This window comes from Allobacillus halotolerans (assembly GCF_018967645.1).
Lineage (GTDB): Bacteria > Bacillota > Bacilli > Bacillales > Alkalibacillaceae > Allobacillus > Allobacillus halotolerans.
The window spans coordinates 47,055-69,272 of the sequence record NZ_JAHLZF010000013.1 but is presented as its reverse complement, the minus strand read 5'-3'; the positions used below and the strand labels follow the sequence as shown (position 1 = coordinate 69,272).

The following is a 22,218-nucleotide window of genomic DNA, read 5'->3' as shown; positions in this document are numbered from 1 at the left end:
TAATGGTCGACACAGTTTCAATAACCAAACAAAAGCCGTCCGGACATCTGACAAAAGCATTTCGAACTGTCGTATCAAACCGTTTCTTTTTAATTTTGACGATTGCTGGTTTTTCACTTGTATCTGTCGAGGAACAACTGACCAACTATATTGGAGTACGAATGGACAATGAAATCAGTGATCCCACACCACTTCTACCCTACTTTTCTTTTGAAGTAGACGGTGTTAATTTAATTGGGATGCTGAAAACGGTCAATACTCTGATCGTGGTTTCATGCACGCTAGTGATCGCTTGGATGGTCAGCCATTATCATGAGAAATTCGTATTAATGACTGGATTAGCACTCTTTTTTTATTGGCTATGTAATCATCAGTTATCAAACAATTCCATGGGTCGTTTTAGGAGCGATGTTGATTGCCTCCGTTGGCGAAATTATGTATGCGCCGATCATTCAAACGATGCTCGCAAATAGTATTCCAGATAATAAACGAAGCTCCTATATGGCCATCTATAATATTGCTGCGATTTTGGGCGTGAGTACAGCTGGCATCTTGTTAATCATCAGCACATGGCTCCCTGCTATTGTCATGACGTCTATGATTTCTGTCATGGGATTCATTAGCATACTTTTGATGTGGAGACTAACAGTAGTAAAAGAACCTACATTTGATTCTTCCCTACTGCAAGAAGAGATTGAAATATCCAACTCTATTCAGATTTCACCCCACTAATCGTCCCAGCCATCGACATTTCAGTATCCAAATCCGTCAGAAACAATACCAAACTAGCATCCTTCTCCACATAAATCGTTGGCAACTTCTCATCTGAGTCTGTCACTGCTTCTCTTCGTTGTAGGGTTTGGTCGCCGACTTCGATTGATCCATCCATGACATATAAAAATGGCTGATAACCTTTAATTTGCGGAGCCTTGACTTGATCTCCTGCTTTCAGGTGAATGTCATAGATGTACACCTGGTTACGAACAAACATCGGTGCTTCGCTATTTTCTGGGCCAACCATGAGATACCAATCATCGTTTCTTTCGGGTTTTTGATGAAATTGGATCTCTGGCTCCATATCCGTTTCCCTTGGCCGAACAAAAATTTGAAGCATGTCCACTTCGCCTTCTTTGACCTTTTCTTCATGCCAGAAACTCTCACCGGCATTCATCATCATTAAATTTCCTGGCGTAATTGGCACTTCATAGCCAACCGAATCTTTGTGATACATCGTCCCTTTCCACACATAGCTTAAGATTTCATCGTTCACATGTTCATGCATTTTGATGGTAATCCCTTTTTGCAAGACAGCATGGTCAATAAAAGCTAGTGATCCAAGTGCGGCATCTTCCGCTTCTCGGTCTATAATTTTCCCCGGTGGAACTCTCGTTATGGAAACGGGCTTTTTGAATGGTTCAGTATATTGATCTTCCGTTAATTTATGCAGCATGGTACTCCCCCTTTTTGGATCTATTATCATTGTAAAGGATTCAGGCGCATTCGTCTGAAAATTGGCTTCATTTTACATCAGAATATTGTAAATTAATCGAATTATTATTTTTAACTAATTTATCTTTCTATGGCTTGAAATATGTCGTTCCAGTCATGAAAAAACAGGGACAAGGAAGCATTGTCAATACAGCATCCGGCGCTGGTTTGATCGGTGCCCCATGTCAACCGTTGCTGGTTCGCTGTTAGTTGTACTTGTCAATGATCAATATGGTGTCGGACCTGTTCATTTTGGCCTCTTGAATTCAGTTGGGGCTGGAGCAGGGATTTTGATTGGATTGTTTGCGGAAAAATTGGTTCATCGGTACCGAATAAATATGACCTTTTTCCTTTGCTTGGTAGCTGGCGGTATTGGGTTTATAGGCATGGGGTTGACGAGTCAATTCTATGTGGCGTTGTTGTTCTTTTTACTATTAACTTCAGGAAGTATTGTGGTAAATATATTGTTCAGCTCGTTAATCATTTTGTTGGTCGAGGACGAATATCGTGGGAGGGTTTTCACAACGACAGCGGCATTTGCTTCGATATTGATGCCACCATTGGCTATTTTAGGAGGTTATCTAGCGGACGTAACAGACATCATGTTTATTTATCTATTTGCCGGAATCTGGAACATTCTTTGGGGGATGATCCCTTTGTTTGATCATGATATTAAGGGCATCAGACTGCGTTATAAAAAGCAAAACTAACTAAGATATACAAATAGGTTAGTCCGTATTACGAAAAACCTTTGCTAAGAACCTTTAGATTATCTAAACTCTCATCCAACTAGTTCGTTTCTATTTGGATTGACACTAAAACCGTTAATGATTAAATGAAACAACCTTACCAGCGTTGTGATTCATTAATCTGTAAAGATGGGCTCGCACTAAGTACAAAACAAATTTATCTTATACGGCTTCTTTTGGAACGAGCAGGTAAGATATTGATAACATTAATCTCCTTAAGAACATCATCCACTTCGTAAAAAATTATATAATTTAACATTCGATGTCTGCTTCTTCCATATGTAATACAGCGCAATCCTTCAAAAGGACCTACTCCAACTTTTTTCCCGGAGTAGGGAAAAGAAGAGAGAAGTTCATCGATGTCTTTAATAATGACATCTTCCATAGAAAACCACCATAGAAGAACTTCTTCTCCCTGTTCTAGAAAGAATGCTTGTATTCTATCTAAGCTACTGCTGAACTCCTCAGTAAAATAGACAGTAAATTTTTCGCTATCTTTTGTCATGTCGGTATTCCTTTAACTCTTTAGCGGTATAACGCTTCATGTTCGTTTGATTTTTGTAACGATTAAGTGACTCTTTTAGCTCCGGATAGCTTTCAATTATATGTGTTAAGCTATCCATTTGGGGATATTTTGATGTATTTTCGTGTACTTCTAATGAAACCAATTTTCCATCCGAAATGAACATAGCAGAATCCTCATTATTTAATGCCTTTGTAAGCTCCTTCTTTGTCGCATCACTGAGTGGCCTCAAGGTTCTCACCCCAACATGTATGAATTTTTGGTTAACTTATCTATAATTTTATCATATGTTTGAAAGGATAACCCCAAAAAAGGCTCAAGAACATTTGGATATTAACCCCAATAGTTCCTGTTATTTTTTCTCTTACTTATCACCTTTTTTCTCTTCCCACAACCGCACTCGTTCATCCAAGCTCACTTCCCGGTGCACTTGATGAAGCATCCAAATATAACCGAAGGAATCCGCAAACATGGCATTCGAAACGCCGTAATCAGGGAGTTCCGTGACTGGCTGAATCTCTACGCAACCAGCATTCATTGCTTTTTCATACGTTTCCTTAATATCTTCGACGGTAATATTGAACCAAGTGGATTTGGGGTCTCCTGGTTTTGGGGCGTTCAGATGAAAGTCTGGGTTCTCATCTAACATATGAAAGTGAACGCCGTAGATTGAAAAAATGACTTCATTTTCTCCTTTTGGAAGATCGGTTACCTCGATTCGCTCTACATCAAAGATTTTTTCATATAGCTCAAGTGCCTTTCTACTTTCCGTAACAACGAAGTCAATTTCAACATTTTTCATGTGTATCCGCTCCTTTGTAAAGATTAAAACATGCCATTTTCGTTCTGTGAGTCTTCTGGCACAGCTTGTCCCACATCCCACAACTCTACAATCTGTTCTTTTTCAAAACGAAAGATATGAACGACTGCCGATCCAATGTCTTCAGGTGATTGTTTGATGTGTGAGTGAACCATCACAAGATTATTTTCTTCAATTGCCTGGTGTACCTGAAGAATTTTATCAGGACTCTTTACCGCACTATCTTCCATTCCCTCTTTCAACGCCTCAATATTGCCCGGGAAATATGGATTATGATGTCGAAATTCTGGACTGACATACTTTGAATAGGCTTCCTCAACTAATCCAGATGATACAAGCTTCAAGAAAGAGACCGCTTGCTCCTTATTTGATTCCATATTATTCATACAAAACATCCTTTTATCTTTTAATTAATCGATTGTTTCAATCACATATGCGCTCTACCTTGTCTTATGATCTGTTCTCCAAGTAATTCTTCAACGCATCCATGTCTTTTGCGGTAGCTTTCTTAAATGTCCCCGACATTAACTTACCAAGTAGCTTCGCGAATCCAGTGAGCCCCTTGATTTCTCCATGCAATTTCACTTCCGTTTTATCGCCGGTTTCAGTTAGTAAATAGGTATAAATATACTCACCTTTACCGGTTGTTCCTTTTGAGCCATCACAATAGAGAACGATTTTATCGGGTTCGTTCAAATTCTTCACTTAAAATGCTCCGTCGCTTCTGTACCGAACATTTTCCTCGTTTCCAACCATGCACTGCCTTCATGCATTGGACCTTCATCCAATCGTTCAATCCGAACAAGTCCCTGCATCCATTGTTCTGCAGATTTTAAATCAAGTAATCCAGCAAAAACGTCCTCTTTCGGTGCTTGAATGGTTCGATCCACCTCAAATTGTATACTCAATCCGTTTCCTCCCTCTTTCCTCACTTCAATATGTTTTCATCTTATCTTAGTCATCATAATAGTTTGGGTATTGGTACTTGAGTAGGGATTATAAAACCGTCCTGCTGAGCTAGTAACCCGGTTGGACGGTTTTCAAGTTTTGTAGAATCATCTTATTGTAGGCTTGCTAGCGAACAGTCCCCTGAAGTGCTCCCAATAACCCCATACTAAAACACCTTCTAATAAAGTAACGACAATGGCGAGTGGTAATAACTCCGAATCAACGAAAATATGAAAAGCCAGTATGTTTGCAACAAGGCTTGCTAATAGAATGATCGCCAATGGGACAAACCTACGAATGAGAAGCATGAATCCAGCGATGATTTCGACACCTTTCTCCATTGCCAGCAAATACGGTTCGTTGAAAAACTCCATGGCAGCAGGGCTGGTTGGAATGATCTCTTCATATCCAAACAAAACAACATATCCGTTCAAGCCGGCTCCTAAAAAGATAATTCCTAACAGAATCTCTGAAACTCGTATGAGTATTTTCATCTCGCACCCTCTTTGTCGTTTTCTAAACAATTTATTATATATACCTAACTTATACGACAATAGAGGGAAAATTACCTTTATTTATCTGTAGGTTAAAAAAATAAGCCCGCAACCCATAAATGGAATACGAGCTACTTTACAGTTATTAAAAATAATTTCTAATAGTGGATAAAACATTTTCTAAATCACTATTCTCTAACTTTCCAATTTTAAATAACAGCTCTTCGAAGTGAAGTGTGTTTAGTTTGGTGCACCTTACAACAGAAGGTTTAGCTAATCCAGCTTTTTCCCAATATTTTATGACGACATCATAGTTATTTCTAGGAGATTTACTTGTTACCGTTGCAATTACGTGGTCTAACTCAGCTACTACCTGATCGTTGGTCACAATTACCACTGGTCTTCTTTTTCCATTGACTTCGACAATCCATAATTCTCCTCGTTTTCCTTTCCTATTCATCATCTTTTCCCCAAAAAGACTCATCTTTTTCTTTGATAATTTGTTCTTTAGGAGGTCTATTATCGAAGTATTGATCAAATAGTTTGTTCAGCAATTTTATACGCTCAGCGTTCTCCATGCTTTCAATTTCTCTCATAACCTCATCAGCAGTCATGTGAAACCACCTCTTAATAATTTTTGTGATGTATTTTATTATAAGTTATTTTTTGTAAAAGGTTTTTCTTGATAAATTTATTTTATCACTAATTAAGGAAAACTTTTGGCAAAAGAATCTATTTTTAGTTTATTTTAAACACTTCCTATGGACAAACTGTATCTATTTCATAATCTTCCGGACTATCTGCTTCACCTGTCATACAAGTAAAACACATGTTTTGATCCATCGTACCTGCTCCAATCGCCCAAATGGGTTGGTCGCATATAATGCATGTTACACCTTTCTTTTTGTCCTTAACAGCTGCTTGAATACTAGCTTTTACCTCTGCTTTTTTTGCTTTTGATCCTTCTACTTTTCTTAAGTATTCTTTCATTGAAATAGGTACCAATTGATTCACCTCATTCATGATTTTGTTGATTTTGAATTGATTAGTCCTTCAACAAGACAATTCACCCGCTTAAACCGGCAAAACGGCATTCAACTCATCGATCATTTCTTCAATAAATGCTTCTTGATAGCTGGCTTTTTGGTCCTGTTTCATTCGCTCAATCAATGGCTGCAATGCTGGTGCGGTTATGGAATTCAGCTTGTTGAGTCGCTCGGTTGTAAGTGAGGCCTCTGATTGATTTTCACTATATTGGTCAACGTCCATTTTCCACAACGTTAAATGATTCGGGTACCGTTCGAGCAATCTGGCTGCCATGCCAACCCCCTCTGGATCCAAATCGCCGGAGTATACGAGTTCGCAGTTTGCATCGACCAGTAGATCCATTAGCAGCAAGGCTGTCAGTTTAAATTGGCCTTGCGTACAGATGATTGGAGCATTCGGGCATTCATCCAGAATACTCGAATAGACACCTGAGTTTTCGATCACCCAAACTTGATTCCCTACTTTTGGATACGCTCTATCCATTTGAACCATTTCGCGTAATGGAATGTTTAACACGCTGTTTGTCTCAGCTGCCGCTTTCCAAACGGGGTGGATTCCTTCGTTTGTTTCCGCGATGAGATTTGCGACGGTCACTGCGTTCGTTATATCATCGCGCAAAATATTGTACGATAATAATAAATCATTCATCGATTCGCTATCGGTTGGTACGTTGACCGATTCTGAATCTTTTGCAGAATGGACAGCCAACAGATGGAGCCACAGTTTCCCAACGGTCGTGTTTAAATCAAAAGCATGTGGATCCCGGGTGATTCGATTGCTAAAAATCGGAAGCCTTTCGTACTTCGATGGTAATTCGTGAAAGGCTTTCCCTAACCAATGTACCGTGAGTTGGAAAACATTTGGCGTTTCTTCAATGAACTTATGGATCCAGTAAGAATCAGCATTTTTCTGGCGAAGGTAGTCAAACCAAAAGGATAGTTCCTTCCATTCTTCCTGAAGCTGGTACAACACAGCTTCCGTTTCAGCTAGCCGACTTTGTTTTTGCTCTTTTTTTGACAGCAATGGTTTCTCAAAAAAAGCTTCCAATAAATCAAACAGATCAATCGTGTGAAACCTTGTTCGTTCTAGTTGTCGTTCGAACTGAATCAGGGAAACCTTACCAGCTTGTCTTAACTCATTGATCGTCCGGCCAAGGAATCTTGCAACCGACTCTAGTTCACGTTCACTGAAGTCTGAAATCGTCACTGTCCCACCGATTCGGCCCAGTGATTCATATTTTTCCTTGAACCGTACAAATAGACGTGCGAAACCCGGTTCACCGGTAAAATAATCAATCGCTTCGTCCATCATATTTCCACCTTCATCTGCTCGTCATCAACTTGTAGTGCCATTTTTTCACCCTCCCATTGGTAACGAATGACGGTGACATAGTCGGCATTTTTCGGTCGGACCAATTCACAAACGGATAACTTACTGATCGTATCATAATCGCCCCATAATACCTGCGAGTTCATCATATAATCAAATCCAAGCGTCTCAACGATTTCGAACATTTCTCGGATGTTGTTTTCATCGACTCCGGCAAATGCCTCATCTAACGAAATGATATAAGGCGCATGATCGGCGGCCTCCAAATACCTGGAGTAACTGGCCGTAAATAACGGGATATACATCGCCATCGCCTTTTCGCCACCACTGAATTTATAAAACTGATGATTGGTCAGTTCGCGGCGGTTTTCGCCTTCGCGTTGGAAATAGAGAACAAATGAAAACCATTTTCGGTAATCAAGAACTTCTTTTAATACTTGAAGTAATGTTTGCATTTCTGAACTGTTCTCGACTTCTTCTTTTGCTTTATCAATTTTTGATCGGAAATGGACCGTGATTTTCTCTAAATCGCTATCTTTCAGCAATCGTGGGTCTTGCCTCAACAGATCGACCAAATCGACCGTATCCAATTCTTCTTCGGTTTCTGCCGTTCTTGGCTTCCATTTGATCGAAAACGTCAGGCCTGATGATGTGTTACGGTTTTCCATCAATTGCTTCATTTGTTTGACCCACTGCTCGGCTCGGCGAATCCGGGCACGCAATTTTTGACCGACGGAATTGAATAAAATTTCTTCATAGAGTTGTTTGTCTTGTTCATTCAATCGATTTTCTTGTCTGGCGTAGTCTTCTTCAATCAGTGATTGCACCGCATACGTGTTGACGAGTTTACCTTGGTAATCAAGTTCAATAATCCGTCTTGTCGCCACTCGCTTCCAGTGATTAATGAATAGGAGCTCTTGTTCATCGCTGACCGACTTCATCCAATCAAATGGTTCTGTATACTGGTCATAGCTCGTCATCCGGTATTCCATGAGATCTGTTTGTTGTTTATAGTATTCGTCCGTCAATCTACCTAATAGATGGCTGCCATCTTTTTCTTTCAGCAAATGTCCATATTGCTTTTTGATTTCCTTCGCTAAAGCAACATCCACTTCATCAGCTGGTTCTTCGACAAAGCCTAAGTTCAATTCTTTTTCGAATGTAACAGTCCAGGCTTTGAACATTTTCTGTGAAAAGTGCAATTGATGTTTTTCCGTGTTGATTTTTTCCTCTAAATATTTTAACGCTTCTTCTTTTCTCGGCTTGGTCGTTTGGCATTCGGTCGATTGTTCTGCAATGTCCTTTAATTTTTGTTGCACTTCCACAATTTGATTGCGGATATCTTGTACACCTGCTTGAGCCAATTGGTTTTCGATTTCTTGCAGGTTCTTTTCGCTCATTTTGATCCGGTCATCAATTTTGTTCATCTCGCCTTTTAGTTCATCCACCTCATCGATTAATTCTTCCAATTGCTCACTGATGTATTGTTTTCGACTCAGGTGATGAATTTTTTTGAGGTGAACTTTCTCCAAATGATTTAAATTATCCAAATACGTTTTCGCATATCGAATGGCTTCTTGATATGCGGGCATGGTTCGTTCGATGTTCATCGTACGCGTTTTTTCATCAACGAGGAGCTTTACTTTGGAATATTCCTGATGAATTTCCTTCAGTTGATCGGATAAATCGCTCATTCTTGATTGATGGTGTTCCATTTGCATGCGTAGTTTGGCGATTTGGTTAAAATTATGGTGTAAATCGTCATCATTCGGAAACTGGGTCAATTGTTCATGGGCTTGTGCAATGTCCGAATGAATTTCCTCGATGTGCTTGTCGAGTCTTGCTTTTTGCTCGATTCGTTGCTTGATCTCCTGTTGCAGTTGGTCGATTTGTTCTTGGCGGTATCGTTTTCGTGCATTCCGTCCGATAAAACGGACTTCATCGATCGGAACCGCATGACCCTTCACGAGTCCGATTTGATAGCCTCCCCGTTCATCCAGTGAATGCACACCCGCTTCAGCTTCTTCACCGACGACAATACTTCGCAACACTTCATCGACTTGACGGTTGGAAATCAAACTCGATTCCTCTAAATCAGGTTTCAAATAATCTGCTAGTGTGTGCGCCATGAGCTGTGGTGAAGAGGTCAGCACGCGGTCATGGCGAATCTTAATGCTTTCATCGATCAGTAATGCATCCAGCACACCGCTATCCGTCAAGGCCGCTTCCAGACGTTTCCGCGTATCCATTTCAACATGATCCTGAAATTCGACAGCCGTATAAAAGGGGACGTGAGGAATCCCTTGGTCGGTGAGCTGTTTTCTTGCTTCTTTTGTGATTTGATCTGTTTCTGGATCCGGATCTTTTTTCAGTTTCCACTCGTGTAATTCACTTTCTTTTTCACGGATTTCCTCGGTTAATTGCTTGTTTTGGAATTCAAGCTTTGAGAGTTCTTCCCGCTTCCTTTGTTCCATTTGATACACGGCTTGCCTGAATGGGTCTTTGACTTGTTCGTAGGATGTCGGTTCGTATAGTGACTGTACAGCACGTGAAACCTGTTGAAGCACCTCTTCCGAAACAGAAATCAAAGAGATGTCATTAACCCATTGATGGATTTCCGCTAATTTCTTTGACTTGTCCTCTTCGAAAAGTTCAAACCACTGGCGCTCTTGTTCTTTCACATCGTCCAATTTCTTTTCTTCATCCGCCAATTCTTTATTCCGTTCTTGAATCTTTTCTTTCAACTGTTCAAACCGGCGTAACTCGTCTGTGACTTTTTCCAGAAAGGATAAATGGTCTCTTGCTTCTTTGATCCACACCGAAAAATTGAATTCGGCCTGTTGGTTTCGCTCGTAGTCTTGCACGTTGATCTGGTGTTGTTCATCGAAAGAAATATCTAAAGCATCTTGTTCCAATTCAGCTAGCATTTCTTCTGCTTCGGTTTCTTTTTCGCCGATGGTTTCTTCCAATGTACGATTTTCATTACGCAATTGATGTTCCTTGGACTCCCGCTGCTCCAATTGCTGGGTCTTTTTCCGCAGATTTTCTGATTCTTTTTCCAACCGTTCTTGCTCATTCAGCCGCTCTTTTTCGATATTCCAGACGTCATGAGCAGAAAGTCGCTCTTCTTTTTGCCGGTACGTCTCCTGTTCGATTTCAAGTTCGCGGATGGATTGCGTCAGCTCGTCAATCTGTTGATCGATGGTTGTTTTTTCCTCCGTCAGTTCATCATAACGCATTTGATTCTGTTGAAGCCGCTGATTGGCGGCGACCATCCCATCCGCTTGTTCAGCCAGCACACGTTTGTTATACGTTGTGTAAACGTGATTCAATTTCTGGATGGCGTCCATTTCCCGTTTCAGTTGCTCGATTTGTTGTTTCGTTTGATCCATCTGTTCGATGGTATCCGATAGGTAACGGAGGTCTTCATCCGTCAGTGGCGGTAAGGCAGCTTCCAAAATATCGTAAATGACGGTCGGGCGAAAATCTTTGGATAGCTTTGGACTTCTCAATTGGATCAGTAATTTGATGAGATCTTCATAAGCTTCCATCGTTTCAAAACCAAAAACGTACTTATTGACGAGTTCCATATATTCGGTCTGGGTTTGGACAACATGCCCGCCGTCTGCGATCAAATTTTCCAATTCGATTCGAGATAAAGGAATCTTTTGCTTCTCACCGGCATTTTGTTCATATTTAAATAAATCGATGTCCTGCCCGACACGGCGATTATCAGTAACGACGAATCCCCAAAATTTCATCGGTTTATTCCTTTTTGCCTGAAGCCCGATCCCGATTGTTATGTACTGTTCGATATCCGTGCGTTTGAATTCCAAATATAAATAACCTGTCCGCTCATCACGGTTAACGACTTCTTTTTCACCTAATAAATAATCTTCCATTCGTCTGGATCTGGAACCAAATGGATCAAGGCGGTCAGGTGATTTCTTCCCATCCAATAATACCGGAATAAAGCTTTGCATCGTGACGGACTTACCGGAACCATTACTTCCTCTTAATAGTAACTTTCCATCTGAGAAGTCAAAAACTTCGTCATCGTAGTACCAAAAATTCAAGACGCCCGCTCGGTTCATTTGCCATTTCGAGCTCATTTTCATTCCACCTCCATCTCAAAGTCTGCTGGATACGAACCCGTTAACCGTGCCATCGCTGGTTTCATGATCAACAAATCCGTATCTTTTTCTCGGTCCATCATTTCCCACTCTTTATAGACTTGCCATAAATCTTGCGCGATAGCTTTTGGATCCATCTCCCGGTATTTTTTACTCCATCCGTGTCCGTATTTTTCTTTGACCTTTTCAACCAGCTGGATATATTCCGCATTTGTTAGCTTGTATTCACCAAAGGAATTAATGGATGTTTCCGTCACGTTTTCACGGACATAAGCTTGAAAATGCAGCGCAATGCTCATAATGGTTTTTTGGTCGGGGAATAACGTGTACTTTTGTTTTCGTTCATTTAATACGAGAAATGCGGCATTTTTGAATACTTCCAATGTAAAGGGTGTGTGAAACTCCAAATCATCTTGCAATCGATTCCGGTAGTTTCGTATATAGGCAAAATCCGAATCCTCTTCACTCTCACGGTAGACGACGGGTGAAAACATCAGTTTGCGATAGACCCGCTTCCGACGCTCATCGGTATGATGCCGATTCCACTCGCTGGTCAAAATTTCTTCTTTCGTCTCATAATGAAAAAGCTCATCCGGATATGTCCGCATGAAATAACGGGAATAGACCGTGACCTCGTATAATACTTCGTGATCTTCATGATTTTTGAACAGCTCAATATCCCCATCGACGGTTTTGATCAAGCTTAATTCGACCATTTTATTGAGTGCTCTGACGAGTGATTTTCGGTGCTGGTAATTGGTCCAATCGAGTGGGAATTCTCCTGGGTATAAATCCTGGATATCCTCTGTCATATCGGATAGAAGGAATTGCTCATCAATCGACCGTCTTTCACAAAAAGCTAATCCACAACAAAAAATCGAGTAATCAAGCGGGGAAGAAAACTCCTGAATGCCCATCCATTTTTTTGCTTCCACTGGTAGTTTTTCCAATTTAATGAAATGTTGGTGGACGATCAAATCGAAACCAAATTTATCGGACACATACCGCTTCAACGCTTTTTCCCGTTCCCGGATTCGCTGATACGCCTTTGGTTCTTTCGACCGTAGGATCCAGAACTGTTCGAATAGCTGTCCTAATGCTTCTTGGGTTTGTTCATCAAAATGATTCTGATCCATTACATTTAAGCTCCTTCCAGGAATTGAAATGTCACTTCAGGCATTTCCAATATGCCGTCTTCCGATTGTAAAATCACACGATTAGATCCAACGTCAACGCGAACCTGTGTACCAAATTCCGTTTTTATCACGCGGTTTTTCTTCGCCATTGCTTTTCCGAGCCAAGAAAGGAGAATTTTCCGGACGTGGGTTTCTACCATTGGCAAGTCTTTCACGATGATTTGATTGGAATGGATATATTTTTCGATCAATTGTTGTTCGTGTTGTCGTTGTTCTAAATGTTTTTGCATCATCGCTTCTTTTTTATCCTTATTGCTTGTGACCGCGCCCGCTTTTGTTCGTTCCCGGTAATGTCTGACGGCGGGCTTTGTGATGTGCTCCATCGGTGGCTCATCCCAGACACTCGCATAGATATCATCCGTCGCCTGATCATCGATATAAAAATGTCTTGTATGAAAAACGCCAAATACAACCGAGGATAACTGGTGTGCTTCATCTAGGTCATCCAGCCGATCGAACCACTTTGCCAAGTGCAAATAATCTTTCCTGCGACTTCGGAAGTGTTGGTGACGCTCGCCCAATCGCTGCACAACGCGGGTAATTCTTCTGATCGATTCGCTCGTCCGTTCCTGAAGCATGTTATATTCACTTTCACCATGCTCATTTCCGAGAAACCAAGCGCGAATGTTCTTCCAGGTATCTGACAGATCATTTTCCGATTGTTCTGTGGACTGCTCTTCGAATCGGAAAATGCGCTTTTCATGTTCGATGACTTGATGGAAGAAGCTATTTAGTTGGTCGGTCGATAATTTCGTCAAAATATCTTGGATCTGCAAAGCCGTTCCTTGCAGAGCAATGATGAATTCGCGCAAATACATCGTAAACTGATCCTTATAAACCAAAAATGCTTCCGACTGCATTTGCTCCTCGACTTCCTCACTGTTCAGGTACGCCATATAGTCGGATGTGTTTTGGTTAATTTGACGAAAATACGTCGTGAGGTCTTTCCACAATTGGGCACATTCTTCGTTCGACTCTTTTACTTTACCGCTGGCGATTGATTCAATTTTTTGCAAGGATTGATAGAGACGTTCGAATTGAGTCCGTTCGAGTGAACCACCAAATGTCTCGCCTGATCCTTCCAAATTCACTAACATCCGTTCGAACTCGACCGTATAAGGTGTACATTGGTAGCGAAAACGTTTCTTTTTGAACTCCTCAATCGTACGTGATTTTCCATGTTCTTGCCGGGCATTTAAATTACCCCATTTGACAAGTGCATCCAGATCTTGATGCAGCGATTCCATCGTATAATCCGAAAAAGCTTCATCAGTCTTTAAATAATCCATAATTTCTTCAGGAAAGAGAAATTCCCTCATCTTTTCATGCTGTATATAAAAATAACGGAGAATCGCACGGTAACTCCACGCCTTTTCCGCAGTTAAATATGTAGCTTCTTTGACACGTTTGTACAAGCAAATCACCTACTTTAGGGATGTTACATATATTGTATCTTCTAATAGAAAGCTAGTCCATTTTTCTCGGAAATCGGCTTCAGCTGACAACAATTAAATTGATGACTGGTATGCTTCGATAATTATTTGTGCGTAACAGTTGTCGGAACCATATTTTCGAGACCTGGGCGTATATACGCTTGAGTTGGTAGCATTTATTTTACTGGTGGGCTCATATGTTGGAGTGTTGGATTTATTTATTCAGGGGGCGGGATTAGATATTGAAGCATTAGGTTCTTTTTTCAGATGATCGGTCAATTAACGGCTTTCCAAGCTATATCTTATGCCTATTTGCGACCGCCTTTTGACTTCGACCGATTATTCGGCGGCTTAGTTTCTTTTTTCAGCGGCTGCTCACGTTTATTCGGCGGCTTCATTCCTTTTTTCAGCGGCTGCTCACGTTTATTCGGCGGCTTCATTCCTTTTTTCAACGGCTACATACGTTTATTCGGCGGCTTCTCTTTGCAGGTGTTACACCTTTCGTTCGAATCAACGATACAAAAATCAGCAATGACATCTAACATAGCTAAGAAAATAAAGGTACTATTGCGCTCACGGAGTTTTTCTTCCTTTTTTCAAATAAGATGTCTAGGTCTAGCACATTTTCGATCATTACCGCTACTATAAACTACTTTTCATTGATTTCTTTCATTTCACTTGAGGGTATCCCCCAAATAATCAGTTGACATAATTTAAGCGAGTTATATAAAGTAAGTTATCGTTCTTTTGTTCTGAGGAACACTTTTTACGCGCTAGGCGTTATATTTGTATAGTAATCGCTTTATTCGCTGTTTGAGTTAACCGCCAAAGAGTTCTACAATTTTAAATTGTGTGTTGTTTTAAAAATACAACCGTTTACCAATAAGAAATAGTAAAGGGGAGAAAGAAATGTCACAAAGCAACATGAAATCACTAATGATTTTCGCCGTGCTATCCTTCGTCCTTTTCATGGCTGCATGTGGAGAAGATGAAACGAATGCTTCCACTGAGGAAGGTAGTGAGGATATCGGTGCTAAATATAGTGAAGAAATGGATTATACGATTACAGGCCTTGAGCCAGGTGCTGGCCAAACTGAGCTGAATAACCAAGCGATCGAAGAGTACGAAAGTCTAGCAGGCTGGGAACAACAAACGTCCTCAACTGGCGCGATGTTAACTGCTTTGGATACCGCTATTCAAAATGAAGAACCAATTATCATTACTGCATGGTCTCCACACTATAAGTTTGCTAAATGGGATATCAAATACTTAGAAGACCCTAAAGGAATTTTTGGTGAAGAGATATACGCAGCTACACTGACAAGATTAGGATTTGAAGAGGACCATCCAGCTGCCCTAGAAGTGATCAAGAACTTCTATTGGGATATTGATAAAATTGAAGAGACCCTTTTACGCTCACAAGAAGAAGAGTTAGAAATGGATGTTCTTGCTGAAAAATGGGTCGAAGAAAATGAAGAAACGGTTGCAGAATGGACAGATGGCATCGAAAAAGGAAATGGTGAAAAAATCACGGTCGGAGCAACCCTCTGGGACGAAGTGCTTTTCACAGGGAATGTTGCGAAGATCGTATTAGAGCAGCATGGCTACGATGTTGAGTTCACATCACTGGATCCGGCTATTTTATTTGAATCTATCGCATCAGGTGACATCGATGTCACGCTTGCTCCATGGTTACCGACGACACATGGCGCCCTAGCTGAAGAGTATGAAGGTGAGTTTGTAGAAGTCGGTAAAAATATCGAAGGTGGTAAGCTTGGTTTAGCTGTTCCATCCTATATGGAAATTGACTCGCTTGAGGACTTTGCACCCGCCGGATAAAAATAAAACGAAGCTTCCATTTAGATTCAGACGAATGGAAGCTTCTTTCTACTATTTTACCGAAGCCTTATTCTTCAATCGGTTTTGTTTTTCCTCATCCAATGGAATTGTCCCTGTTTCAATCCCCAATTCAGACAACCAACGGCGATAAGCTATCGTCAATGCATCGGATTTCAAATGCATTTCCGCTTGTAAATCCAATGGAAGTAATTCTGGTTTTTGGCTCTCGACGACGTCCAAGTCCTGATAAAAGATCGTATCTTGGAATTCACGGTATGGTTCATCTGGTTGATCGAGTTCATAGTTTCTAGTCAATAACATAAACACGCGACTTTGTTCGTGATCTTCTTGGTTGACGGCCGTTAAAATCGTAAATTCTTCATCAGATCCTTCTGTCGTTTTGGTGAAACGGGCAACCGTTGGGCATAAGACTTCATAAACATAATCGGTATATCCACCTTTTGAGCGTCCATCCGCATTTGGTTGATAAACGGGGATTTTGCTCGTAATCAAACGTCCATCGACGAAATCGACCTGATAATCTACCACTTCTGCATGATCCGCATCACCTAACATCCCCTCGTGAACAAACATCAAGTGAGCCACATCAATGAAGTTTTCGATAATTCTTGGAGCGTTGGCTTTCACTTCGTAAGGTCCACAAACGATTGTCCGGTATCCTTCTGTTTCGCCCTCGGGATACTTGATCAATTCTTCTGGCTCATCACCCAGACAAACCCAAATCAAGCCCAAATATTCTTCACAATGATAGACAACCGCACGTGCTTTTTTCGGGATTGGTCGGTCGCAAGGAAGCGCTGGGATTTTCGTACAAGCACCTTGTTCGTCATACTCCCATGCGTGGTAGGCACAGACAAGTTTTCCGTCGACGACTTTCCCTAATGAAAGAGCTGCACCACGGTGAATACATAAGTCTTTGAAAGCGTGAACGCCTTTTTCATTTCGGAAAATCACGACGCGTTCGCCCAAGACTTGCACCTGCTTCGGATCATCGCCTAGCTCCTCCGCCTTACAAACTGGGTGCCACTCGTTCCATAATCTATCTTGCTGCATATTCGACCTCTCCTTTTGGTTTGATTGGTTTTTTATCTTCTATGGTTTCAGGTAAAACGATGTTGAGTACTAATGCTCCGATTGCCCCAACGGCCGTTCCGGATGCGACGAAATACGTAATGATATTTGGTAAGCCATTCATGACCTCTTGCGGAATCATCACTGCAAATAATGCAAGCATAATCGGAACACCGATGACAATCATATTTCTTTCTGTAAAGGGTTCATTTTTGATGACTTTTAGACCGTTCATCATAATGACGACACAAAGAACGGCGAATACTCCGTTAATGACGACGACCGGTATACTGGCAATGATGCTCGTCAATTTCGGCATCATCCCAAGCAAAATCAAAATGACTCCCCCTACGAGAATCGGCTTGCGGCTTTTGATTCCAGTCACCGCGATGATTCCTGCATTGGATGAATAACCCGTAACAGGTGTCCCTCCGAAAAATGAACCCGTCAGGCACCCTATTCCTTCACCGACTGCCCCGCCGTTCAAGCGTTTTTCATCGAGTTTTTTGTCTGTCACTTCTGCGACCGTAAACCACGTTCCGGTCGTTTCGATGACAATGATCAAGTAAATCGCCAACATAATCAAAATCGCATCCAATTCAAATGTCGGCATGCCAAATGCGAAAATACTAGGAAATGCAATCCATGAACTCTCTTTTACGGATGAAAAATCAACCATTCCATAGAATGAAGCAATAATCGTTCCAATTCCGAGTGCTAAAATGACAGATGCCAATTTGACAAAACGAAAACGCTGGGTCGCTTTTTCACCGATATACATACAAACAATTAAGATAGCTGCTGAAATAAAGGCAATCATCATATTGACATTGGCATTGCCAGGCGCGTTATAAATCGAACTGATTGCACTCGGCATCAAGGAAATACCGACGACCACAATCACCGTACCAGCGACAATGGGTGGAATGAATTTTTTCACCACTTTACTGAATAACTTCAGTCTGCCGATTAAGGCGATGAGAATCGCACCGGGTATTAAACTTCCGATCATTGCACCGATTCCTGATGTCGTTCCAATCGCTGCAAGTGCACTGAGCGGCACAAATGACGGCCCTTGCATGACAGGAAGCTTCATTGCGAAACCTGCTTGGATTAATGTTGCAAGTCCGCATGCGATGAACGTCATTTGAATCAATAACGCTGTGTCAGCCACGGTAAAGGATAATAGTCCAGCTAAAATAATCGGTGGGATAAATAGATCCATCGCCAGCACATGCTGGAAACCGACGAAAACTGACTTACCGGCTGAAAGCTTTTCTTCCTTCGGTTGTTCTGATTGTTGTTCTTGTTTTACTGGCTCTAACTCTCTTTGCACACTTTCCATTGTTTAACGTCCTCCCTTAATTGGTTTTGGACGTTTTTCATATAATCCAATTCAAAAGGCTTGAAATGGAATTCACACAGTACGTATTTCGAACCATTAAAAAAGCTCGAACTACACGCTTTGTATGAAAAAGCATGTACTTCGAGCTAGTAAAAGTCGAAAATGAAATCAGCATCTTTGATTAGAAGATGCTCCCGTACGTGCTTTTCATAGTCGGTTTATTTACGGTAAACCGGTAGAAACTTGCAGGCCATATCCCCGCGATTATATGAAAAACGCTTATGAAATTGTTCGCTTTCAGTATACCATTTATCTGTGAACTGACAAGAGTTTTTTCATAGAAATTTTCGGGTAGATTAAAGTAAACCCTTACATTCGATAAATGATGTCAGAAAAATTCCTTTGAAAGCCGAACATTTAGATGATTTGGTTATGAAATATATATTTTTGTTCGGTTAATCAAAAATTCGTCTTACTTCTTCAACCTCGTCGTTGGATAATTGAACATCCAAGGTCTTTAAATTATTTTTGACCTGTTCTGGATTTTTGGCACCCGGAATGATGGCATCAATGCTCTCAACCGTTAAGTACCAAGCTAGAACTAAGTGCGTCAATTCAACACCCTTTCGTTCTGCCACACCGCGGAGTTGATCAACTTTTTTCAAATTTTCTTTATACACATCACCCTGGAAAAGCGGATGATTTTTCCGTAAATCATCGAATGTATCTTTCTCACCATATTTTCCTGTCAATAATCCGGACGCCAATGGAAAATACGGAACGAATGAAATCTGATTTTCAGCCGTGTATGGGAGCATATCTTTTTCAGCCTGTCGTTTGAACAGGTTAAATTCCGACTGAATCACATCTACATAACCATCTTGGTTGGCCTCTTTTAACTGATCGACTGAGAAATTAGAAACACCGATACTGCGAATTTTCCCTTGCTCTTTCAATTCTTGAAGTGCCCCAACCGCTTCTGCTTTCGGCGTATCTTCATCTGGATAATGAATATAAAACAGGTCGATATAATCTGTTTTCATTCGCTTTAAAGCAGCATGTACGGCATCTTTCAAAAATTCTGGTGAGTTATCAAGCTTCATGTCATCACCAGTTACCTGATGTGCCGCTTTTGTCGCGATCACAACATCCTGACGCTGACCAAGCTCCTTTACCACTTCACCGACCAATTCTTCAGATCGGCCCATTCCATACATAAATGCCGTATCCAAAAAGTTCACACCACTTTCGATTGCCTGACGGACAGTATCTTTCCCCTGTTCCTCACTCAAATTCGGATATAGATTGTGTCCACCAACCGCATTGGTTCCAAGGCCAATCGGATTGACATATAAATCTGATTTTCCAAGTTGAACGTTGTTGCTCATTTGATGATTCTCCTCTTTTGGTTAAACAATCACATTTTCATCGTAGCATGTGAGTGTTTTATATCAAAAGAATTCATTAATCATCCTTCACATGCACACCAAACAATTCAATCAATGACACGGCTTGATCAGCTGAAACGATCGCCCCTTGCAAATCTTCTTTTTCCACGTGTATCTGTCTCAACTCGCATTCACTAAGATCAACGTTTTTGAGCGAAGTCCCGGTGAATTGCACATCGTCCATGATTGACTTTCCGAACTGAACGTTGGAAAAATTCGCATCAATGAAATTAGCACTCTTCAATAAACAATCGTTGAAACGAACATCATACATTTTTGCCAAGTTAAATAAGGCATAGGGAGCTTGGCAATTTACGAAACGCACGTCCTGTAACTCTGCACGGTCAAAATTTGTACCGGCCAGTTTGCAATTTCTAAACTCAACTCGGTTCATTCGAGCTTCATTCATTTCTATATTCGATAGGTCGCAGTTTTCAAAGATCACATCAACCCAGGATGAGGATGGTAGATTCACCTCATCAAAATGAATACCTTTTAGATGAACTTCCCGAAATCGAACATGATTAGCTGTAACTGGTCCTGCAATTGAACGAATCTGTGCCGTTTCGATCAGTGAATGCTCTTCGATTGTAGTTAGTTCTCTTTGGTCTAGTTTCTCCGGAAGGTCCGGTTGTTCAATTCGTCGATCTTTATTACGCATTATGTACATCATCCTTAGAAATTTTTTTGGATAATTCGCTTACTCCTTTTCACTATAGACGGGTCTATCGACAGTTAGGCGGCTTCTAACAGCAGTTAGACCACTTCTATCAACAGTTAGAGAGCTTCTATCAACAGTTAGACCCCTTCTATCCGCAATTAGATCGCTTCTATCCGCAGTTAGATCGCTTCTATCCGCAGTTAGACCGCTTCTTTCAGCAGTTAGACCGCTTCTTTCAGCAGTTAGATCGCTTCTTTCAGCAGTTAGATCGCTTCTTTCAGGTACCGTCAATAAGTTTGTGTAAAAAAGTAGGGTGATCCTTTGGAGGGTTATTTTCCCTCCTCACTTTCGGTCTGAGATCCATAACGGTCCTCAAACATGTCGCGCAGTTCAGGACCTGCGATTTTGAACCCACTGAGTTTGCGTGTAGACCATTTGGTGTTGCATTCATCTGAAACCATATAAATCACCTTTTCCACTGCTTCTTCGGAAGGAAGGCTGTTCATCGTTTTTAGACGTTTCTTGAATTCCTTCATGGTGCGCTCGATGATGTTTGTCGTGTAAATCAGTGGACGGATAGAGGAAGGGTAGTTCAGGAACGTCGTCAGGACGTTGAAGTCCTCCCTCCAGGACTTGGTGATCTTCGGATATTTCTTCTGCCAGTTTTCACAGAAGGCACCAAGCTGTTTTTCAGCTTCTTCATTACTTTTAGATTGATAGATAGCTTTCATGTCTTCACTGATCGCTGAACGATCCTTCTGTCGAACTTTGTTCAGCGTGTTCCGTACTTTGTGAACGACACAACGTTGCACATCAGCTTTCGGATAGATAGCTTTCATCGCTTCTTCCAGGCCTGGAAGACCGTCGAAAATACCGAGAAGCACTTCTTCACAGCCACGACGGTAGATATCGGAGAGAACTTCCTCCCAGCCGAGGGAACTTTCCTGGCCACCGACATAGAAGCCGAGAATCTCACGATAGCCGTCTTCCGTGACACCAATGACGACGTATACGACTTCGTTCGCTACATCATCCCGGCGCAACTTCAGATAGGTGCCATCGAGATAAAGAACGGCATATCTTTTCTGAAGAGGACGCTCCTGCCAGGCACGGATATCTTCCATCAACACATCGGTGATGTTACTGATGGTGCCTGGGGCGTAAGCGTGACCGAGAATACGCTCGAGGAAATTTCCGATTTCACGCGTACTCATGCCTTTCTGATACATCGTGATGATTGTTTCTCCCAGCCACCGTTCATAACGCTGATAGGGTTGGAATACTTCAGTCTGAAATGCATTTTCTCGATCGCGTGGCACCTGTAGATCTTCGATGCGCCCGTATTTCGTGTCCAATTGACGACCGTAACTGCCGTTCTTATAGTTTTTTAGCTCTGGATTCTCTTCGAAGAATTGATTCATTTCTTCCTTCATGATTGTTTCCAGCTTCTCCTGGACGAAAGAGCGGACTAATTCGTCCAATTGATTTTCGAGGTTGTTTTGTCCTATACTTGTAGACATGAGGTAGGGCCTCTCCTTTCATGAGTTGATTTCGTTGTTTACTCTGAGGATACCCTACCTCTTTTTTTGTCTTCAAGAGTTTTACACAAACTATTGTACGTCATCTTCTTTCAGCAGTCAGACCACTTCTTTCAGCAGTTAGACTGCTTCTTT

At 41.3% G+C, this 22,218-nt stretch carries 25 protein-coding genes, 1 pseudogene and 1 riboswitch; of the genes and pseudogenes, 5 read left to right on the top strand and 21 right to left on the bottom strand.

Annotation, left to right across the window (positions count from 1 at the left end; all coding sequences use genetic code 11):
* Positions 1-2: 2 nt before the first annotated feature.
* Positions 3-473, top strand: coding sequence for an MFS transporter (locus KQ486_RS09740; protein ID WP_216687496.1), 471 nt, complete (start codon positions 3-5; stop codon positions 471-473).
* On the top strand, positions 409-732 hold the full coding sequence (locus KQ486_RS09735) for an MFS transporter (protein ID WP_216687495.1): 324 nt from the start codon (positions 409-411) through the stop codon (positions 730-732). Before KQ486_RS09740 ends, KQ486_RS09735 begins: the two co-directional genes overlap by 65 nt.
* On the opposite strand, the gene KQ486_RS09730 is transcribed toward KQ486_RS09735, so the two are convergent.
* Positions 710-1,450 (bottom strand): pirin family protein, encoded by a 741-nt coding sequence (locus KQ486_RS09730; RefSeq protein WP_186278625.1) that lies wholly within the window; start codon positions 1,448-1,450, stop codon positions 710-712. The two genes, KQ486_RS09735 and KQ486_RS09730, sit on opposite strands and share 23 nt — an antisense overlap.
* A gap of 125 nt (positions 1,451-1,575) precedes the next feature.
* On the opposite strand from KQ486_RS09730, the pseudogene KQ486_RS14385 reads away from it, so the two are divergent.
* Both KQ486_RS14385 and KQ486_RS09725 read left to right on the top strand, forming a co-directional pair.
* Positions 1,576-1,671 (top strand): annotated as a pseudogene (locus KQ486_RS14385) (oxidoreductase); the annotation flags it as partial.
* Positions 1,671-2,198: an MFS transporter gene (locus tag KQ486_RS09725; protein WP_144163109.1), complete on the top strand. Its 528-nt coding sequence runs from the start codon at positions 1,671-1,673 to the stop codon at positions 2,196-2,198. The pseudogene KQ486_RS14385 and the gene KQ486_RS09725, both read left to right, overlap by 1 nt.
* A 196-nt stretch (positions 2,199-2,394) precedes the next feature.
* On the opposite strand, the gene KQ486_RS09720 is transcribed toward KQ486_RS09725, so the two are convergent.
* The 14 genes from KQ486_RS09720 to KQ486_RS09660 all read right to left on the bottom strand — a co-directional run bounded on the left by KQ486_RS09720 (position 2,395) and on the right by KQ486_RS09660 (position 14,612).
* A complete protein-coding gene (locus KQ486_RS09720) occupies positions 2,395-2,742 on the bottom strand; it encodes a type II toxin-antitoxin system RelE/ParE family toxin (protein WP_216687494.1) in 348 nt (115 codons plus the stop codon).
* A 382-nt stretch (positions 2,743-3,124) separates the two neighbouring features.
* Positions 3,125-3,562 (bottom strand): VOC family protein, encoded by a 438-nt coding sequence (locus tag KQ486_RS09715; protein WP_144163105.1) that lies wholly within the window; start codon positions 3,560-3,562, stop codon positions 3,125-3,127.
* A 23-nt stretch (positions 3,563-3,585) separates the two neighbouring features.
* The gene (locus KQ486_RS09710) at positions 3,586-3,966 is read right to left on the bottom strand and encodes a nuclear transport factor 2 family protein (protein ID WP_216687493.1); all 381 of its coding nucleotides are present in this window, start codon (positions 3,964-3,966) and stop codon (positions 3,586-3,588) included.
* 64 nt (positions 3,967-4,030) lie between these two features.
* Entirely contained in the window at positions 4,031-4,285 is a 255-nt protein-coding gene (locus KQ486_RS14380) for an SRPBCC family protein (protein WP_246569276.1), read from the bottom strand.
* Positions 4,282-4,488, bottom strand: a complete 207-nt coding sequence (locus tag KQ486_RS14375; protein WP_246569275.1) for an SRPBCC family protein — start codon at positions 4,486-4,488, stop codon at positions 4,282-4,284. Before KQ486_RS14375 ends, KQ486_RS14380 begins: the two co-directional genes overlap by 4 nt.
* 147 nt (positions 4,489-4,635) lie before the next feature.
* Complete coding sequence (locus tag KQ486_RS09700) at positions 4,636-5,022, bottom strand: hypothetical protein (protein ID WP_144163101.1); 387 nt, start codon at positions 5,020-5,022, stop codon at positions 4,636-4,638.
* Positions 5,023-5,167: 145 nt separating this feature from the next.
* Positions 5,168-5,482 (bottom strand): type II toxin-antitoxin system PemK/MazF family toxin, encoded by a 315-nt coding sequence (locus KQ486_RS09695; RefSeq protein ID WP_144163099.1) that lies wholly within the window; start codon positions 5,480-5,482, stop codon positions 5,168-5,170.
* Complete coding sequence (locus KQ486_RS09690; RefSeq protein WP_186278624.1) at positions 5,475-5,636, bottom strand: hypothetical protein; 162 nt, start codon at positions 5,634-5,636, stop codon at positions 5,475-5,477. Before KQ486_RS09690 ends, KQ486_RS09695 begins: the two co-directional genes overlap by 8 nt.
* Positions 5,637-5,781: 145 nt before the next feature.
* A complete protein-coding gene (locus KQ486_RS09685) occupies positions 5,782-6,027 on the bottom strand; it encodes a hypothetical protein (RefSeq protein WP_144163097.1) in 246 nt (81 codons plus the stop codon).
* 69 nt (positions 6,028-6,096) lie between these two features.
* Positions 6,097-7,377, bottom strand: a complete 1,281-nt coding sequence (locus tag KQ486_RS09680; protein ID WP_216687492.1) for a TIGR02679 family protein — start codon at positions 7,375-7,377, stop codon at positions 6,097-6,099.
* Positions 7,377-11,510, bottom strand: coding sequence for a TIGR02680 family protein (locus tag KQ486_RS09675; protein WP_186278622.1), 4,134 nt, complete (start codon positions 11,508-11,510; stop codon positions 7,377-7,379). Before KQ486_RS09675 ends, KQ486_RS09680 begins: the two co-directional genes overlap by 1 nt.
* A gap of 2 nt (positions 11,511-11,512) precedes the next feature.
* Entirely contained in the window at positions 11,513-12,667 is a 1,155-nt protein-coding gene (locus KQ486_RS09670) for a TIGR02678 family protein (protein ID WP_144163090.1), read from the bottom strand.
* Between the two features lie 5 nt (positions 12,668-12,672).
* Positions 12,673-14,142 (bottom strand): TIGR02677 family protein, encoded by a 1,470-nt coding sequence (locus tag KQ486_RS09665; RefSeq protein WP_144163087.1) that lies wholly within the window; start codon positions 14,140-14,142, stop codon positions 12,673-12,675.
* A 326-nt stretch (positions 14,143-14,468) separates the two neighbouring features.
* Positions 14,469-14,612, bottom strand: coding sequence for a hypothetical protein (locus KQ486_RS09660; RefSeq protein ID WP_216687491.1), 144 nt, complete (start codon positions 14,610-14,612; stop codon positions 14,469-14,471).
* 457 nt (positions 14,613-15,069) lie between these two features.
* Here KQ486_RS09660 and KQ486_RS09655 point away from each other — a divergent pair, with 457 nt between their 5' ends.
* Entirely contained in the window at positions 15,070-15,999 is a 930-nt protein-coding gene (locus tag KQ486_RS09655) for a glycine betaine ABC transporter substrate-binding protein (protein WP_246569274.1), read from the top strand.
* Positions 16,000-16,050: 51 nt separating this feature from the next.
* Here the strand turns inward: KQ486_RS09655 and KQ486_RS09650 are convergent, their stop codons facing one another.
* The 6 genes from KQ486_RS09650 to KQ486_RS09625 form a co-directional block, all read right to left on the bottom strand.
* Positions 16,051-17,073 (bottom strand): aromatic ring-hydroxylating dioxygenase subunit alpha, encoded by a 1,023-nt coding sequence (locus KQ486_RS09650; RefSeq protein WP_216687490.1) that lies wholly within the window; start codon positions 17,071-17,073, stop codon positions 16,051-16,053.
* Positions 17,060-18,436 (bottom strand): uracil-xanthine permease family protein, encoded by a 1,377-nt coding sequence (locus tag KQ486_RS09645; protein ID WP_216687489.1) that lies wholly within the window; start codon positions 18,434-18,436, stop codon positions 17,060-17,062. The genes KQ486_RS09650 and KQ486_RS09645 overlap by 14 nt, the downstream gene beginning before the upstream one ends.
* Before the next feature lie 190 nt (positions 18,437-18,626).
* Positions 18,627-18,728, bottom strand: a riboswitch (purine riboswitch).
* A gap of 163 nt (positions 18,729-18,891) precedes the next feature.
* Positions 18,892-19,824, bottom strand: a complete 933-nt coding sequence (locus KQ486_RS09640; protein WP_216687488.1) for an aldo/keto reductase — start codon at positions 19,822-19,824, stop codon at positions 18,892-18,894.
* 76 nt (positions 19,825-19,900) lie between these two features.
* Positions 19,901-20,545, bottom strand: a complete 645-nt coding sequence (locus KQ486_RS09635) for a pentapeptide repeat-containing protein (protein ID WP_216687487.1) — start codon at positions 20,543-20,545, stop codon at positions 19,901-19,903.
* 39 nt (positions 20,546-20,584) lie between these two features.
* Positions 20,585-20,836, bottom strand: a complete 252-nt coding sequence (locus KQ486_RS09630) for a hypothetical protein (protein ID WP_216687486.1) — start codon at positions 20,834-20,836, stop codon at positions 20,585-20,587.
* Between the two features lie 38 nt (positions 20,837-20,874).
* The gene (locus tag KQ486_RS09625; protein ID WP_212370054.1) at positions 20,875-22,065 is read right to left on the bottom strand and encodes an IS256 family transposase; all 1,191 of its coding nucleotides are present in this window, start codon (positions 22,063-22,065) and stop codon (positions 20,875-20,877) included.
* Positions 22,066-22,218 lie beyond the last annotated feature (153 nt).